At 44.5% G+C, this 16,698-nt stretch carries 18 protein-coding genes; 12 read left to right on the top strand and 6 right to left on the bottom strand.

Annotated features, from left to right (window positions below):
• The gene (gene pstB / locus MD535_RS16350) at positions 1 to 819 is read left to right on the top strand and encodes a phosphate ABC transporter ATP-binding protein PstB (protein WP_265676099.1); all 819 of its coding nucleotides are present in this window, start codon (positions 1 to 3) and stop codon (positions 817 to 819) included.
• A 15-nt stretch (positions 820 to 834) separates the two neighbouring features.
• Positions 835 to 1,536 (top strand): phosphate signaling complex protein PhoU, encoded by a 702-nt coding sequence (phoU, locus tag MD535_RS16345; RefSeq protein WP_265676098.1) that lies wholly within the window; start codon positions 835 to 837, stop codon positions 1,534 to 1,536.
• 87 nt (positions 1,537 to 1,623) lie between these two features.
• Here phoU and MD535_RS16340 read toward each other — a convergent pair whose 3' ends face one another.
• The 4 genes from MD535_RS16340 to MD535_RS16325 all read right to left on the bottom strand — a co-directional run bounded on the left by MD535_RS16340 (position 1,624) and on the right by MD535_RS16325 (position 4,891).
• A complete protein-coding gene (locus MD535_RS16340) occupies positions 1,624 to 2,106 on the bottom strand; it encodes a hypothetical protein (protein WP_265676097.1) in 483 nt (160 codons plus the stop codon).
• 186 nt (positions 2,107 to 2,292) lie between these two features.
• Positions 2,293 to 3,231 (bottom strand): LysR family transcriptional regulator, encoded by a 939-nt coding sequence (locus MD535_RS16335; protein WP_265676096.1) that lies wholly within the window; start codon positions 3,229 to 3,231, stop codon positions 2,293 to 2,295.
• A gap of 59 nt (positions 3,232 to 3,290) precedes the next feature.
• On the bottom strand, positions 3,291 to 4,067 hold the full coding sequence (locus tag MD535_RS16330; protein ID WP_265676095.1) for a copper homeostasis protein CutC: 777 nt from the start codon (positions 4,065 to 4,067) through the stop codon (positions 3,291 to 3,293).
• A gap of 215 nt (positions 4,068 to 4,282) precedes the next feature.
• Positions 4,283 to 4,891 (bottom strand): peroxiredoxin C, encoded by a 609-nt coding sequence (locus MD535_RS16325; RefSeq protein ID WP_250618263.1) that lies wholly within the window; start codon positions 4,889 to 4,891, stop codon positions 4,283 to 4,285.
• Positions 4,892 to 5,078: 187 nt separating this feature from the next.
• Between MD535_RS16325 and MD535_RS16320 the strand changes: the two genes are divergently transcribed.
• Complete coding sequence (locus MD535_RS16320) at positions 5,079 to 5,984, top strand: hydrogen peroxide-inducible genes activator (protein WP_265676094.1); 906 nt, start codon at positions 5,079 to 5,081, stop codon at positions 5,982 to 5,984.
• Between the two features lie 123 nt (positions 5,985 to 6,107).
• Here MD535_RS16320 and MD535_RS16315 read toward each other — a convergent pair whose 3' ends face one another.
• Positions 6,108 to 6,575, bottom strand: coding sequence for a CBS domain-containing protein (locus tag MD535_RS16315; protein ID WP_265676093.1), 468 nt, complete (start codon positions 6,573 to 6,575; stop codon positions 6,108 to 6,110).
• Between the two features lie 258 nt (positions 6,576 to 6,833).
• On the opposite strand from MD535_RS16315, the gene queA reads away from it, so the two are divergent.
• The 5 genes from queA to secF all read left to right on the top strand — a co-directional run bounded on the left by queA (position 6,834) and on the right by secF (position 12,524).
• Positions 6,834 to 7,886, top strand: a complete 1,053-nt coding sequence (gene queA / locus MD535_RS16310) for a tRNA preQ1(34) S-adenosylmethionine ribosyltransferase-isomerase QueA (RefSeq protein WP_265676092.1) — start codon at positions 6,834 to 6,836, stop codon at positions 7,884 to 7,886.
• Positions 7,887 to 8,054: 168 nt separating this feature from the next.
• Positions 8,055 to 9,188 (top strand): tRNA guanosine(34) transglycosylase Tgt, encoded by a 1,134-nt coding sequence (gene tgt, locus MD535_RS16305; protein ID WP_265676091.1) that lies wholly within the window; start codon positions 8,055 to 8,057, stop codon positions 9,186 to 9,188.
• Between the two features lie 170 nt (positions 9,189 to 9,358).
• Complete coding sequence (yajC, locus tag MD535_RS16300; RefSeq protein ID WP_265676090.1) at positions 9,359 to 9,688, top strand: preprotein translocase subunit YajC; 330 nt, start codon at positions 9,359 to 9,361, stop codon at positions 9,686 to 9,688.
• A 22-nt stretch (positions 9,689 to 9,710) separates the two neighbouring features.
• Positions 9,711 to 11,567, top strand: a complete 1,857-nt coding sequence (secD, locus tag MD535_RS16295; protein ID WP_265676089.1) for a protein translocase subunit SecD — start codon at positions 9,711 to 9,713, stop codon at positions 11,565 to 11,567.
• Positions 11,568 to 11,576: 9 nt separating this feature from the next.
• Positions 11,577 to 12,524 (top strand): protein translocase subunit SecF, encoded by a 948-nt coding sequence (gene secF, locus MD535_RS16290; protein ID WP_265676088.1) that lies wholly within the window; start codon positions 11,577 to 11,579, stop codon positions 12,522 to 12,524.
• A gap of 149 nt (positions 12,525 to 12,673) precedes the next feature.
• On the opposite strand, the gene suhB is transcribed toward secF, so the two are convergent.
• On the bottom strand, positions 12,674 to 13,477 hold the full coding sequence (suhB, locus tag MD535_RS16285) for an inositol-1-monophosphatase (RefSeq protein ID WP_265676087.1): 804 nt from the start codon (positions 13,475 to 13,477) through the stop codon (positions 12,674 to 12,676).
• Positions 13,478 to 13,654: 177 nt separating this feature from the next.
• On the opposite strand from suhB, the gene trmJ reads away from it, so the two are divergent.
• The 4 genes from trmJ (at position 13,655) to iscU (ending at position 16,663) form a co-directional block, all read left to right on the top strand.
• On the top strand, positions 13,655 to 14,386 hold the full coding sequence (gene trmJ, locus MD535_RS16280; RefSeq protein WP_265676086.1) for a tRNA (cytosine(32)/uridine(32)-2'-O)-methyltransferase TrmJ: 732 nt from the start codon (positions 13,655 to 13,657) through the stop codon (positions 14,384 to 14,386).
• A gap of 112 nt (positions 14,387 to 14,498) precedes the next feature.
• A complete protein-coding gene (gene iscR / locus MD535_RS16275) occupies positions 14,499 to 15,005 on the top strand; it encodes a Fe-S cluster assembly transcriptional regulator IscR (protein WP_265676085.1) in 507 nt (168 codons plus the stop codon).
• A gap of 29 nt (positions 15,006 to 15,034) precedes the next feature.
• A complete protein-coding gene (locus MD535_RS16270) occupies positions 15,035 to 16,249 on the top strand; it encodes an IscS subfamily cysteine desulfurase (protein WP_265676084.1) in 1,215 nt (404 codons plus the stop codon).
• A gap of 33 nt (positions 16,250 to 16,282) precedes the next feature.
• Positions 16,283 to 16,663 (top strand): Fe-S cluster assembly scaffold IscU, encoded by a 381-nt coding sequence (gene iscU / locus MD535_RS16265; protein WP_265676083.1) that lies wholly within the window; start codon positions 16,283 to 16,285, stop codon positions 16,661 to 16,663.
• Positions 16,664 to 16,698: the final 35 nt, after the last annotated feature.

Genomic DNA, 16,698 nt, shown 5'->3' with positions numbered 1-16,698 from the left:
ATGTTTTCTATCAACCAAACTTTAGGTTATCCCACACCACTTGACGTCAATGATCTCACCGATGATCAGACGGCCATTGAAATAGAGAATTTAAACTTGTTCTATCGCAGTACGCAGGCCCTGCATAATGTATCGATGCGAATTCCTAAAGGGCAAGTTACGGCGTTTATCGGTCCGTCTGGGTGTGGTAAATCGACGCTACTACGCTGTATGAATCGTATGAATGATTTAGTTGAAGGTTGCAGTGTGCAAGGGGATGTACGACTGCATGGTAATAATATTTATCACCCTAAAGTGGATGTGGCGACGTTACGACGACGAGTAGGGATGGTATTTCAACGGCCCAATCCTTTTCCTAAATCGATTTATGAAAATGTTGTCTACGGCTTGCGTTTGCAGGGCGTGCGCAACAGTCGCAATCTCGATGATGCCGTTGAGCGTTCGTTACGTGCTGCTGCGTTATGGGATGAAGTGAAAGATCGCCTACATGAGAATGCATTTGGTTTATCGGGAGGCCAGCAGCAACGGTTAGTGATCGCTCGGGCCATCGCGATTGAACCCGAAGTATTATTACTCGACGAGCCGACTTCAGCGCTTGATCCCATTTCAACTCTGACGATTGAAGAGCTGATTAACGATTTAAAGAGAAAGTATACGGTTGTAATGGTGACTCATAACATGCAACAAGCGGCAAGAGTTAGCGATCATACTGCGTTTATTCACTTAGGAAAGCTGGTAGAGTACTCAGATACAGATTCCATCTTTACATCTCCGCTGCAAAAGCAAACAGAAGACTACATTACTGGTCGTTACGGATAGAGGAACACAATACTCATGCACTTTGGTCGTCATATTTCAGGTCAGTTTAACGCGGAACTCGAGTCAATCCGTACCCACGTCCTCACTATGGGAGGGCTGGTGGAGCAACAACTCTCGTTCGCACTACAGGCGTTGCATAACGATGATATTGATCTGGCTAAAAAAGTGGTTCGTGACGATCATAAAGTGAATGCCATGGAAGTGTCTATTGATGAAGCGTGTACCCGTATTATCGCTAAACGCCAACCGACAGCCAAAGATCTGCGCTTAGTGATGGCAATAATTAAAACCATTACCGATTTAGAGCGTATTGGTGATGTTGCTGCGCGTATTGCGAGAGTGGCGATTGAGACCCCTTCCACGAAAGAGCAAAGTTTTCATGTATCTCTCGAACCATTATGCCGCCAAGCGATTAGCATGTTACATCAAGTTCTTGATGCGTTTGCTCGCATGGATGTCGATGCGGCAGCTGAGGCGTATAAGCTGGATGATAAGCTCGATGCTGAATATGAGGCCGTGATTCGTCAGTTAATGACTTACATGATGGAAAATCCGAAGAATATTCCGAGCGTATTACAGGTGATGTGGTCGGCGAGAGCAATTGAAAGAGTCGGTGACCGTTGTCAGAATATTTGTGAGTACATTATTTATTTCGTGAAAGGAAAAGATGTTCGCCATCTTGGTGAGCAGAGCATTGACGACTTACTTAACTCTTAATAACTTAACGCTTAATAACTTAACTTTAAATAGTGATTGTTAACCTCTAGACCGAATTACGATCTAGAGGTCGCGATAACTCTGGCGCTAGAAGCGTAGGATGAAACCTAAATTCCAGTTTGATAAGATGTCTGCTGGTATATAGGTTTGTTGATTATCGAACACATTGATATCAAGTCCGGTTCTTACCGCTAAATTATCGGTCATCTGATAGACGTAGTTGGCACCAATGCTAACACCAGTCGCACTGCGACTTTCTTCTCTTTTGCTTCCATCGTACTGCACACCACCGATACTTACCTGAAAACCATGAGTCGCAGCTTGACCAAACATTTGCTGCAGTCCGACACGGTAGCTATGTAACGTCTCGTCATAGGCATTGCTGGAGTAGCGAGTGTGCCCATAGTCAAAGAAGACAGCGTCAAAACCTAACGTATTTGGTAGACCAACCTGAAGACCAGCACCACGGTATGCGCCGATCTTTAGTTCTGGGGACACTTGAATTGTATGCGCGTGAGTGAGAAACGGAGCTGCGAGCAGGCTAGCCATTAATAAAGCTTTTTTCATCATAATCTTAACCATATAAGTAAATAGGATTTAACTTCTCGTCGTTCCGTTGACTTAGATAGAAGATGCGGCTTAGTGTAAATTTTTGAGTCATTAGAGACTAAGTAGTATTGCTTATGACTGTAATAAGAGGGAGGAAAGGGGATGTCGGAGGGAAGGTTACAAGGCTGCCCGGTGAATTGAGTGGGGTTAGTCAGTATTTATTGTTATCTGCTGCTTGATGGCGTTAATCAGCACGGAATCAATCCACTTTCTAGTGGGTGAATTTCTGTCTTTATTGTGGGTGTAACTATAGAGACTGTAGTGTGGGATGGTGTTATCAAGCAGAATGATAATAGAGCGGAGTTCTGGAAAATTTTTGATTGGAAATAGGTTGGAATGGGGAAGGACGAGGTCAGTGTTACGCACTACATCAATAAGTGCGAGTAAAACTTCAGAACGAAATCCCACCCGAGTCTTACAGCCGAGTGAGTTGAGAATGTTGGCGGCTAGGCAGACGTTATCATTAAAACCAGGTAGCAACTGAGAGGCTATCTCGAAGCCATCAAAAGACTGCGGTGTTGTTATGTTGTCAGTGATAGGGTGCCCCTGTCTAACGATGGCTCGACCTTCTATATCAATTAGTCTATTTCGGGAAATTTCTTTCGAAATACCATCTAAATCGTAATGGGCACCGTAAAAAACATCCCCCCTTAGGATATCCTCATTGGTGTTGCCCCCCCAGTTCACTAACTCAATATTGAGATTGGGTGCGTCACGGCGCAATGCAGTGAACAGCGTCCCTGTAATGGTAGGAAGAATATGAGGAGAGAGAGCAATCTTCATTGTTCCTGATAACTCTTCAGGTGAGAACTCATTGAGCTTTCCTAATGCCAACTCTAAATTATTGAGATGGGGGCTGACTGCACGTTCCAAGTTGAGAGCAAAGGGGGTAGGCTCTAACCCCTGTCTTACCTTTACAAACAGTTCGTCGTTAAAATGGTGCCTAAGCTTTTGCAGAGTCTGACTTATCGCGGGTTGCGAAACTAACAAACGTTCAGAGGCTTTACGCATGTTTTTTTCTTGCATGAGAACAATAAATGTACGAAGTAAGTTGAGATCAATGTTATAAAAATGATTGTTTAGCATCGTAATGTTTTCTCATGGTCATCAGTATTGAGCGACTGACCGAACCATCGCTGACGCTTTTAGCGTTTAGCAATGGTGGCTCTAATCATGTCGGCGGTCTGCTTAATAGTGCTCTTATCTGTAATCGGCACGGCGTAGTCGTCGGTGTCTTCTGTACCCATTTTAGCTTGTGGTGCGCGAAATGACATGGTGCTTTGTCGAGTAGTTTTTCCTGATAAATGGAGTTCAGTAATGCCTGTTTGACGGATGATGTGAGCAACGTTTTCTGGTGATACCCCAGCCCCTGCCATGATACTGATACGCCCTTTTGCTTGCTGGTGTAATCTCTCCAAGCATTCAATACCTGCGAGTGCAGAGCTTGCCAGTCCGGAAGTGAGTACTCTCTCGCATCCAAGCGCAATAATTTGCTCAAGGGCCTCTGGCGCATTGTTACATTGATCAAACGCTCGATGAAAAGTGACGCCTAAGCCGAGTTGCTGCGCCTGCGAAACCAAAGCGGTTAAGTTTTTGATATCTAGGTAGCCATCGTGTGTCAAGAGGCCTAATACCACGCCATCCATCCCCATATTGGCTGCAATGCTGATGTCTTGCGCCATCATTTCAACGTCTAGTGGGCTGTAGAGAAAGTCACCTTGTCGAGGCCGAATCATGGCATAGACAGGGACTTGGCTATATTTCGCGGCTTGCATCATAAACCCCGCACTCGGAGTGAGACCGCCTAAAGCTAAAGAGGAACAAAGTTCTATGCGAGTAGCACCGCCTTCGATGGCGTATCGCAGTGACTCAATATTATCGATACAAACTTCAAGTTGGTAGGTTACTAGTTGACGGGTCATAGCATGGTCCACGAATTCGATAGACAATTAATATAGCCTTCTCGCAGTGGAGATACTAGCAGAGGATAGTGAACACTGGGCAACAAATGAGAAAAGCCCGAGTAAAAACTCGGGCTTGGATTCGGCTAACTGAAAATCTCTTCAATGATTGGCTGCGGTGTCCGCTTTATTATTTCCAACCATCAACCCCGTGAGCATGGGGCGGAAGGTTTCAATTATTTAGATAGGTCTTCTGCGTGCTCAGATAGGAAAGCTGCAACACCTTTTGGAGATGCGTCCATACCTGCTTTGCCTTCTTCCCATTGTGCAGGACAAACTTCACCATTCTTCTCGTGGAAGTTTAGTGCGTCTACCATGCGAAGCATTTCATCGATGTTACGACCAAGTGGCAGATCGTTCACTACTTGGTGACGAACAAGGCCGTCAGCATCAATTAGGAAAGAACCACGGAACGCAACGCCAGCTTCTGGGTGCTCTACGTCGTATGCTTTGCAGATTTCGTGCTTAACATCAGCAACGAGAGGGTATTTAACTTGACCGATACCGCCATCTTCGATAGCAGTGTTACGCCATGCGTTGTGAGAGAACTGAGAATCGATAGAAATACCGATAACTTCTGCGCCTTTAGCTTGGAAGTCAGCTAGACGGTTATCAAACGCGATAAGCTCTGATGGGCAAACGAACGTGAAATCTAGTGGGTAGAAGAAAACAACTGCTTTTTTACCTTTAGTGAATTCAGCGAAGTTGAAGTTATCAACGATTTCGCCGTTACCAAGAACAGCTGCTGCAGTAAAGTCTGGGGCTTGACGACCAACTAGTACCATTTTTTTGCTCCTAAAATAGGTTAATTCAAACCGTGTTCGGTTTGGTCCGTGTTTGTACGAGACAAACTATAGTACACATTGTAGTATTGAAAAAAGCGAAATTAATAGATTGATTTAATCGAAAAAAACGATGAGTCGTTCTTGCTCATTCCTTTTTTGAATGCAGCGAAAAAAGTAGGCAGTAAATATGAATAAATGGCCCAGTTTAAAACAAATCCACTACCTCGTGACGCTCAGCGAAACTCGGCATTTTAGTGAGGCGGCAGAGCGTTGTTTTGTGAGTCAATCTACCTTGAGTAAAGGCATTCAAAACCTTGAGGAGCTTATTGGCTGTCCTCTCTATGAAAAAAAGGATAAGAAAAGCCCGTTAGTCTTCACTCAAGCCGGAGAGATGGTCGTTAAGCAAGGAAGAGAATTGCTAGCGAAAGGGCAAGATTTGATAGAGCTAGGTGATTTTTGCCAAGGTGATGCGATGCAAGGGCAGATTAAGTTAGGTTGTATTCCCACCATCGCTCCTTTTCTGCTGTGCGACTTAGTACAAGAAGTGAATGCACGCTATCCGCAACTCAATTTGTTACTTAGAGAGGATACGACATCGAATTTGTTGGCGGCACTAAAGCATGGTGAGTTAGATGTTTTGATTCTGGCACTGCCGATGGAAATTGGCAATATGGAGAGCTGTATCGTTGGCCAAGACCCTTTTAAAATGGTCATCAGCAGAACGCAGGCCGATCGTATTCAAGTGCCGATTAAATATGACGATCTTCCCGATGAATCGGTCTTCCTACTTGAAAATGAGCATTGCTTAACTGAGCATGCCGTGTCGGCTTGTAAATTGACAAAAAAAGAAAAAATTAACCCATTTAGCGCCACCAGTTTACATACTCTAGTACAAATGGTTGCTAATGGTTTAGGTACGACGTTTATCCCGCAAATGGCGATTGAACATGGCTTACTAGACAACCAGAATTTAATTGTCATAGAACCACCCGGTCAGCAAGCCCATCGAGAGATTGGTTTGGTGTGGAGACCGAGTTCCTCGAGGCGTGAGTCGTTTATGCATCTTGCGGACGTGGTATCCGAACTGCTTTAAATGTGCTGGGGAATGCTTACATCGAGGCGTCTATAGGTATGGTTGGTATAAAGTATACCTATAGACTAATTGACTTCAATTTACTGAATTGCTCGCCCACCAGATATAACGCGTACACTATCTTTATTCTGTGACGCTTTGTACTGGCTCAATATCACTTTCTTCAGGCTCTGCCTCTTCTTGTAATTCTAATAAATTAATGGCGATAGCGACAAAATCGCTGTCAGTGATAATTCCGACTAACTCTCCTTTTTTAACGACAGGTAAGCAGCCTACTTTGTGCTTTTGCATGTACATGGCACTTTCACGAAGACCGGCTCTAGGTTCGATGGTCATAATGTTAACGTGCATAAAATCGCTTATAGGTGTCGCCAGCGTGTAAGATTGGTCACTAGGAAGGCGTTGTAAGATGGATTCTTGAACTGCGAGTAAATCGCGCTGAGATACAATACCTAATAGTTGTTTATGGGCATCAATTATAGGGATATGCCGGATATCGAGCGCTTCCATCATGTGCTTGGCATCGGCAAGGGAGTGAGACCGCAAAAGGGTGTGAGGGTTGCGGGTCATCATATCTTCGACCTTAATCATAGAGGGCCTCCAACTCATTTTGATTGTCTGCTTTAACTATAGAATCATCGCGGCAATAAAGTTGAGAACTCGGTCATTTTTTGATGCGAATCATTAAAAATGGATCGCAAAATTGCAGTGATTGTCACGTGGCGATAATTTGCTTAAAAATACAACACGATTAATCTTGTTCAACTTGCTATTCCATGCTGTAAGCCTATACTTAGCGGCTGCGAAATTTTTCGTTCTTTATGTCATAGATCAACAAAGATGGGTGTTATGCAAGTTTCAGATTTTCACTTTGACCTACCTGATGAGCTTATTGCTCGTTATCCCACCGCTGAACGTAGTGCGAGCCGATTATTACAGCTCACTGGTAATACAGGTGAAGTGGCTGATAAAACCTTTACTGATATTGCCAGCCTTGTTCAACCCGGTGATTTACTTGTGTTTAATAACACTCGGGTTATCCCAGCGAGAATGTTTGGACGCAAAGCATCTGGCGGCAAATTGGAAGTGTTGGTTGAGCGTATGCTTGATGATAAGCGTCTGTTGGCCCATGTTCGTTGTTCGAAATCACCAAAAGTAGGCACAGAGCTGCTTCTTGGTGAAAATGATGACTACCAAGCTATTATGGTCGCTAGGCACGACGCCCTGTTTGAAATTGAAATTCAATCAGAGAAAACGGTGTTGGAAGTGTTAAACGACATCGGTCACATGCCATTACCGCCTTATATTGATCGTCCTGATGAGGATGCAGATAAAGAGCGTTACCAAACCGTTTACAATGAGAAACCGGGGGCTGTAGCAGCCCCAACTGCGGGACTTCATTTTGATGACAAAGTCTTGGCCGACATAAAGGCGAAAGGCGTGAACTTCGCCTACGTGACTTTGCATGTTGGAGCTGGAACCTTTCAACCCGTTCGTGTCGATAATATTCACGATCACCACATGCATTCCGAATATGTTGAAGTGAGCGATGAAGTGGTGAAAGCTATTGCTGAAACCAAAGCGAGTGGTGGCAGAGTGATTGCTGTTGGCACAACATCGGTGCGCTCTTTAGAAAGTGCAGCCCAAGATGCGAAATCGAAGGGAACAGAATTCGCGCCATTTTTCGGCGATACTGAAATTTTCATCTTTCCAGGCTATGAGTATAAAGTTGTCGACTGTTTAGTGACTAATTTCCACTTGCCAGAGTCAACGCTGATTATGTTAGTAAGTGCATTTGCCGGTTATGACCATGTGATGAACGCTTATCAGCATGCCGTGGATAACAAGTACCGCTTCTTTAGTTATGGTGATGCGATGTTTATTACCAAGAAAGTAAACTAACGACCGGCATCAAAGGTTTAATTTCACTCAAGGAGCCAGTGAGAGTTTAGGTAAGGAATACCAGTAAGCGCTTGGCAGAAATGTCGGTGCAATCGAGTGCGACAAGCTACGCTTGTTAGTGCGTTTTGATATTGAGTCAGACTGTGTCTCTGGCGAATTGGAGGCTTCGTGAAATTACAATACGAACTTAAAAAGAAAAATGGTCACGCGCGTCGTGGTCAATTAACGTTTGAACGCGGGACAGTGCAGACACCTGCATTCATGCCTGTAGGTACTTACGGAACGGTGAAAGGTATGACGCCGGAAGAAGTGAAAGATACCGGAGCAGAGATTCTGCTTGGTAACACTTTCCACCTTTGGCTTCGTCCTGGTCAAGAAATCATGAAGCTGCACGGTGACTTGCATGACTTTATGAACTGGCACGGTCCAATCTTGACAGATTCAGGCGGTTTCCAAGTATTTAGCTTAGGTGCAACGCGTAAGATCACTGAAGAAGGTGTCCATTTCCGTAGCCCGGTAAATGGTGACAAAGTCTTCATGGACGCTGAGAAGTCAATGGAGATTCAAAAAGACCTTGGCTCTGATGTTGTGATGATCTTTGATGAGTGTACGCCATACCCTGCGACGCATGATGAAGCGAAGAAATCCATGGAAATGTCACTGCGTTGGGCACAACGCTCTCGTGATCACTTCGATAAGCTAGAAAACACCAATTCGTTGTTTGGTATCGTTCAAGGTGGTGTTTACGAAGATTTACGTGATGTTTCTGTTGAAGGCTTAACGAATATTGGCTTCGACGGGTATGCGGTTGGTGGTTTGGCGGTAGGTGAACCTAAAGAAGACATGCACCGCGTTCTTGAGCACACAACGCCAAAACTTCCAGAAGATAAACCTCGCTACCTAATGGGTGTAGGTAAACCGGAAGATCTCGTTGAAGGTGTTCGCCGAGGTATTGATATGTTCGATTGCGTTATGCCAACGCGTAATGCACGTAATGGTCACTTATTTGTCACTGGTGGCGTTATCAAGATCCGTAATGCAAAGCATAAGACGGATACGACGCCATTGGACCCTGAATGTGATTGTTACACCTGTAAAAATTACTCAAAAGCGTACTTGCATCATCTTGATCGCTGTAACGAAATTTTGGGTGCACGTCTGAACACTATTCACAACCTTCGTTACTATCAGCGTCTGATGGAAAGTATCCGTAAGTCGATTGACGAAGACCGTTTTGATGAATTTGTTGAAGAGTTTTACGCACGTCGCGACCGCGAAGTAATACCAATTGATATGAAATAGTTGGTTAATTTTAAGGCTATCCTTGCAACTGGTGACAAATCCTAGCGCTGGGTCACACTTTTTGTGCTCCGAACAGGCGAAGAAACATTGAGTTACGGTTTGCTTCTTGAAAAGATAAGGGGATAGCCCAATTTTGGATATGTATTTACATTTAACGAGGATGTTTTCCAATGAGTTTGATTAGTTCAGCTTACGCTGCTGAAGCCGCTCCACAAGGCGGTGGTTTTGAAATGTTAATTATGCTTGGTATGTTTGCGGTAATTTTTTACTTCATGATTTACCGCCCACAAGCAAAACGCGCAAAAGAGCATAAAAACCTAATGTCTTCTATGGGCAAAGGCGATGAAGTTCTGACTAACGGTGGTCTAATCGGTAAAATTACCAAGATCGCTGAAGACAACGACTACATTGCTATCGCACTAAACGATAACAACGAAGTGGTTATCAAGAAAGATTTCATCACTGCAGTGCTACCAAAAGGTACACTGAAGTCTCTATAAAAACAGCTAAAGGATCCTCGCTGTGCTAAACCGTTATCCTCTGTGGAAGTACTTAATGGTGATTTTCGCCATTGCTATCGCAGCATTATATGCGCTTCCCAACCTATACGGTGAAGATCCGGCTATTCAAATTACAGGGGCGCGTGGCGCCTCTGTTGATATGTCGACGCTGGATACTGTCACTCAAGCTCTTGATAAAGAGCAGCTCTCTCATAAGTCTATCGCCTTAGAAAACGGCTCTATCTTAGTTCGTTTTACCAGTACTGATACTCAAATTAGTGCGCGTGACGTGATCAGCGAAGCGTTAGGCAAAGATTCCATTGTTGCTCTCAACTTAGCGCCAGCGACACCTCATTGGTTAGAAGCTATTGGTGCCGCACCCATGAAACTGGGTTTGGACCTTCGTGGTGGTGTTCACTTCTTAATGGAAGTTGACATGGACGCTGCGATGGAAAAGTTAGTTGGACAACAAGAAGAAGCATTTCGAAGTGAATTGCGCGAAGACCGCATTCGTTATCGATCTATTCGTCCTTCAGGAAAGGACGGGGTAGAAGTCTTACTTCGTGATGCAGAACAACTGGCACAAGCTAAAGCCGTACTTGAATCTCAACACCCTGATATGGACTTTTTTGATTCAGACTCCAACGGTCGCTTTGCTATTGTGGCTCGCTTTAAAGAAACACGCCTACAAGAAATACGTAACTACGCCGTTGAACAAAACATCACTATTCTACGAAATCGTGTAAATGAACTCGGTGTTGCTGAACCTTTGGTACAGCGTCAGGGCGCAAGTCGTATTGTGGTTGAGCTACCTGGTGTTCAGGATACTGCTCGAGCAAAAGAAATTCTTGGTGCAACCGCGACGCTTGAATTCCGTGAAGTTGACAGTAGTGCAGATTTAGCTGCTGCAGCTAGTGGTCGAGCGCCTGCTGGCAGTGAAATCAAGTTTGACCGCGATGGTCGTCCGGCCGTTCTGAAAAAACGTATTATCCTTGGCGGAGCCAGTATTACTGATGCGAGCTCCAGTGCGGATGAATATGGTCGCCCACAGGTTAACATCTCACTTGATAGTGAAGGTGGTAACAAAATGGCGGCGTTCTCTCGCCAAAATATCGGCAAGCTAATGGCGACGGTATTTGCAGAGTACAAGGATAGCGGTAAACGTACACCTGAAGGCAAAGTCATTCTGGATAAACATGAAGAAGTCATCAACCAAGCAACGATTCAGTCAGCGCTAGGTCGTAACTTCCGCATTACTGGCATCGACTCCGCTGCTGAAGCGCATAACCTAGCACTATTACTTCGTGCTGGTGCGTTGATTGCGCCTATCTCGATTGTTGAGGAAAGAACCATTGGTCCATCAATGGGTCAGCAGAATATCGATATGGGTATCATGGCGTGTATCACTGGTATGATTGCCGTAATGCTCTTTACATTGGTTTATTACCGTGGCTTTGGTCTATTCGCTAACTGTGCATTAATGGCTAACATCGTCCTAATTATTGGTGTGATGTCAATGATCCCAGGGGCGACAATGACGCTTCCAGGTATTGCCGGTATTGTACTGACCGTCGGTATGGCGGTAGATGCGAACGTACTGATTTTTGAGCGGATCCGGGAAGAGCTAAAAGAGGGACGCAATCCTCAGCAAGCGATTCATCAAGGTTACGCGAACGCATTTAGTACCATTGCCGATGCCAACATCACCACGCTTATTACCGCGATTATATTATTTGCTGTCGGCACCGGTGCCATCAAAGGCTTCGCTGTGACACTTTCAATCGGTATTATTACTTCAATGTTTACTGCAATTATTGGTACTCGCTGCTTAGTGAATCTGGTATATGGCGGCAAACGCGTTAAGAAACTGTCGATCTAGGAAATAGTTATGTTTGAGATAATGAAAGCAGACAAAACGATCGACTTTATGCGTTGGTCAAAAGTAGCATTCATGTTTTCCATTGCGATGATTGCTGCTGCAATATTTACCCTATCTACTAAGTGGTTGAACTGGGGCTTAGATTTCACCGGCGGTACGCTGATTGAAGTGGGTTTCGAGCAGCCTGCCAACCTTGAAGATGTGCGAAGTGCATTGGATGCGGAAGGTTTTGGTGATGCGACGGTACAAAATTTTGGTTCTTCACGTGATGTGATGGTGCGTTTACGTCCACGTGATGGTGTACAAGCCGAAGCGTTGGGCAACCAAATCTTAAGCGCAATTCAGCAAGGAACAGGTGAAAGTGTTGAGATGCGTCGTATCGAGTTTGTCGGTCCGAACGTGGGAGATGAGCTTACGGAAGCGGGGGGGCTAGCGATTTTAGTCTCTCTTATCTGTATTTTGATCTACGTATCAATACGATTTGAGTGGCGTCTAGCTGCTGGTGCGGTAATGGCCTTGGCTCACGATGTTATTATTACCTTAGGTATTTTCTCTTTATTGCAAATTGAAGTGGACTTAACCATTGTCGCGGCCTTGCTGACGGTTGTGGGGTACTCCCTCAATGATACCATTGTTGTATTTGACCGGATTCGTGAGAACTTCCGTAAAATGCGTAAAGGTGACCCGTCTGAGGTGATGAATAACTCCATTACACAAACACTGAGCCGTACATTAATTACCTCGGGTACGACATTGTTCGTAGTCATCGCATTGTTTACGCAAGGCGGTGCAATGATCCATGGTTTTGCACTTGCACTACTGCTTGGTATCACGGTTGGTACTTACTCTTCTATCTATGTTGCTTCGGCGCTGGCTCTGAAACTGGGTATTCAACGTGAACACCTAATGCCAACGCAAATAGAGAAAGAAGGCGAAGAGCTCGACGAAATGCCATAAGCATTTTCTATTGCTATATAAAAGCCGCTCAAAATGAGCGGCTTTTTTGTATCGAGTTTTTAGGCGATGCTTTTCTCAAAGCTAGATAAAAAAATCCCAGCCTAAAAGCTGGGATTTGAGAAACTCAGTGAACGCTAAGTAATGATAAATTACTTAAGCATACCTTCATTGGAGTTTTCGCGAATGTGCTTAAGCATTGATTTAACGCCACGTGCACTAGACGCTACGATGTTGCCAGATTTCATGTGGTCAGTGCCACCAGCAAAGTCAGTAACAATCGCGCCAGCTTCACGAGCAATCAGATCGCCTGCTGCCATGTTCCAAGGCTTAAGTCCAAGCTCGAAGTAACCATCGACACGACCTGCAGCTAAGTAGCAAAGGTCAAGTGCTGGAGAACCAGTACGACGGAAATCAGAACATTCAACAAACATTGAAGACATGATTTTGAAATAGCTTTCAGAATGCTGCTTTTGTTTGTAAGGGAAGCCAGTACCGATGATGGTACCTTTAAGGTCTTTTAGAGGTGTTACACGAATACGAGCGTTATTAAGTTGAGCGCCAGAACCGCGTTGTGCAGTAAATAGCTCGTTACGCATTGGGTCGTAAACACACGCAACTTCTGTTCTGCCCTTCATGCGAACAGCAATAGAAACACAGAAGTGTGGTAGACCATTGATAAGGTTAGTGGTGCCATCCAGTGGGTCGATGATCCATTGAACATCACTATCTTTACCTTCAATCATACCGCTTTCCTCAGCAACAATGCTGTGTTCAGGATAAGAGGTTTGAATAGTATGGATAATGAGTGCTTCAGCTTCTTTGTCTACGTTAGTAACAAAGTCATTAGTGCCTTTCTGTACTGACTCAATGTTGTCAGTGTTTTCAAGTGATTTAGCAATATGGTTGCCAGCTTTACGCGCAGCGCGTATAGCGATATTTAGCATTGGATGCATACGAATTTTCCCAACGGATGTTAAAGAACAAAAAGCGGCGGCGAGTATATCAAAGATTCGGGAAAAGGGAAGTGGTTATTTTTTGTTCTGTCATTCGGGTGAATAAAAAGACCCTGACTATTTTAGTCAGGTTTATGTTATTATTCGGCGGTTTTGTAATCTTGGTGCTATTTGACAATGCTAGACAACGTTAAGATCATTCTCGTCGGAACTTCTCATTCTGGAAATATAGGCTCTGCTGCTCGTGCGATGAAAGTCATGGGATTAAGCCAGATGGTATTAGTTGATCCTCAATGTGAAGTAGATGCGCAAGCTGTCGCGTTAGCCGCAGGTGCAAGTGATATTGCTTTGGGTGCCACCATTGTGTCTTCGTTAGAAGAAGCGGTCGAAGACTGTGGTTTGGTCGTGGGCTCAAGCGCGCGCTCTCGTACCTTAGATTGGCCTATGATTGAGCCACGTGAATGTGGACAACGCTTTGCTATTGAAGGGGAGAAGCATCCCGTCGCGTTAGTTTTTGGACGCGAACGTACCGGTCTTACCAATGATGAGCTGCAACTGTGCCATTTCCATACTTGCATTCCAGCGAACCCAGAGTATAGCTCACTGAATTTGGCGATGGCGGTTCAAACGTTAAGTTACGAAGTTCGTGTGGCTCATTTAGAGCGTGAGAGTCAACAGTTTCCTGCTCAAGACGAACCAGATTACCCTCGCCATAAAGAGTTGGAATTATTTTACCAGCACCTTGAAAATGTGATAACCAATACCCAGTTTATCTCTAAGGATAAGCCTAATCTTGTCATGAATAAGTTGCGTCGACTGTTCAGTCGTGCTCGTCCTGAGTCTCAAGAAATCAACACATTACGTGGTATTTTGACGTCTATTGATAAAATACTGGCGGACAAAAAGTAACCGCATTAAGTGTGTGGATGAATACCTGACTATTTTAGTCAAATAAATACTTGATTAAAATAGTCAGGTATGGAAAAATTGAATCCACAAAGACAATGTGGAAACGTGTGATATGAGATTAACATCAAAAGGAAGATACGCAGTAACAGCGATGCTCGATGTCGCGCTGCACTCACAGCAAAGCCCAGTCCCACTGGCCGATATTTCTGAGCGTCAAGGGATTTCCCTTTCTTACTTAGAACAGCTGTTTTCTAAACTGCGTAAAGCCGGATTGGTCTCAAGTGTACGTGGTCCTGGTGGTGGTTATCGCCTAGGTACTGACGGCGCCGACATTTCCATTGGTACGGTTATCGCTGCTGTGGATGAATCGGTCGATGCAACCAAATGCGCTGGCAAAGGCGATTGTCAAGGCGGTACGCGTTGTCTGACTCACACGTTGTGGCGAGATTTAAGCTCTCGCATTAGCGATTTCCTGAACAACATCACACTCGGTGAGTTGATGGTTGATAATGAAGTCCTTGAAATTTCTGATCGTCAAGACATAGATCTTACGGTCAATAATGGGTTTTCCAGAAAAAATAATAACGCTGCCCCCATCGGCATTAATGTTCGCTCGTAAGTAGTGTTGCTTTTACATTGGAGTAAAGAATGAAACTGCCTATATATTTAGACTACTCTGCCACTTGTCCAGTAGACCCTCGTGTTGCTGATAAGATGGTTAAATTCATGACTATGGACGGAACGTTTGGTAACCCAGCGTCACGTTCGCACCGTTATGGATGGCAGGCAGAAGAAGCAGTAGATAACGCACGTGAGCAAATTGCAGATTTGCTGAATGCAGACCCTCGTGAAATTGTCTTCACATCGGGCGCAACAGAATCAGATAACCTTGCGATTAAAGGTGCAGCGCATTTTTATGGCAAGAAAGGCAAGCACGTTATTACGTGTAAAACTGAGCATAAAGCTGTTTTGGACCCGTGCCGCCAACTAGAGCGTGAAGGGTTCGAAGTGACTTACCTTCAGCCTGAAAGCAACGGTATTATTGATTTAACGAAGCTAGAAGCAGCGATGCGTGAAGACACGGTATTGGTGTCTATCATGCATGTGAACAATGAAATTGGTGTCGTGCAAGACATCGCGGCAATCGGCGAGTTGTGTCGTAGCAGAAAGATTATCTCTCACGTTGATGCTGCTCAGTCTGCTGGTAAATTACCGATTGATGTAAAAGAACTGAAAGTGGATCTTATCTCACTCTCAGCGCATAAAGTATATGGTCCTAAAGGTATTGGTGCTCTGTATGTCAGCCGTAAACCACGTATTCGCTTAGAAGCGCAAATGCACGGTGGTGGTCATGAGCGCGGTTTCCGCTCTGGTACTCTCGCAACTCACCAGATTGTGGGAATGGGCGAAGCATTTGCTATTGCTAAACAAGACATGCAAAAAGATTACGAACATGCGAAAGCTTTGAGCGAACGTCTTTATGCTGGTGTAAAAGGTCTTGAAGCAGTAACCGTGAATGGCGACTTAGAAATGCGTGTACCGCATAACTTGAACATCAGCTTTGCTTTTGTTGAAGGTGAGTCACTGCTCATGTCTTTGAAAGATCTTGCCGTTTCATCGGGTTCAGCCTGTACTTCGGCGAGCTTAGAGCCTTCTTATGTGCTACGTGCACTTGGCCTAAATGATGAGCTTGCGCATAGCTCAGTACGTTTTTCCTTCGGCCGTTTTACAACGGAAGAAGAGATTGATTATGCCATTGAGCAAATCAAAACCGCAGTTAATAAGTTACGCGACATGTCTCCTCTATGGGATATGTATAACGAAGGGATTGACCTAGATACGGTTGAGTGGGCACACCACTAATCTCAAGGATATAGAGGATTCGAGGAAAACATTATGGCTTACAGCGAAAAAGTAATTGATCACTATGAGAACCCACGTAACGTAGGTTCATTTGACAAGAATGATCCAAATGTTGGTAGCGGCATGGTTGGTGCTCCGGCGTGTGGTGATGTAATGAAGCTGCAAATCAAGGTAACACCAGAAGGTATTATCGAAGATGCGAAATTTAAAACCTATGGTTGTGGTTCAGCTATTGCGTCGAGTTCACTTGTAACAGAGTGGGTGAAAGGCAAGTCAGTGGATGAAGCCGCAGCAATTAAGAACTCAGAGATTGCAGATGAGTTAGAGTTGCCACCCGTCAAGGTGCACTGTTCTATCCTTGCAGAAGATGCAATTAAAGCTGCCGTTGCTGATTACAAGAAAAAGCACGACTAAATCCTAGGTTAATACCTAAAGAATTGATTCAATAG

The organism is Vibrio qingdaonensis, assembly GCF_026191675.1.
Classification (GTDB): Bacteria; Pseudomonadota; Gammaproteobacteria; order Enterobacterales; family Vibrionaceae; genus Vibrio; species Vibrio qingdaonensis.
Note: the sequence above shows the minus strand (reverse complement) of the source record. Positions and strands in the feature narration are given on the sequence as shown.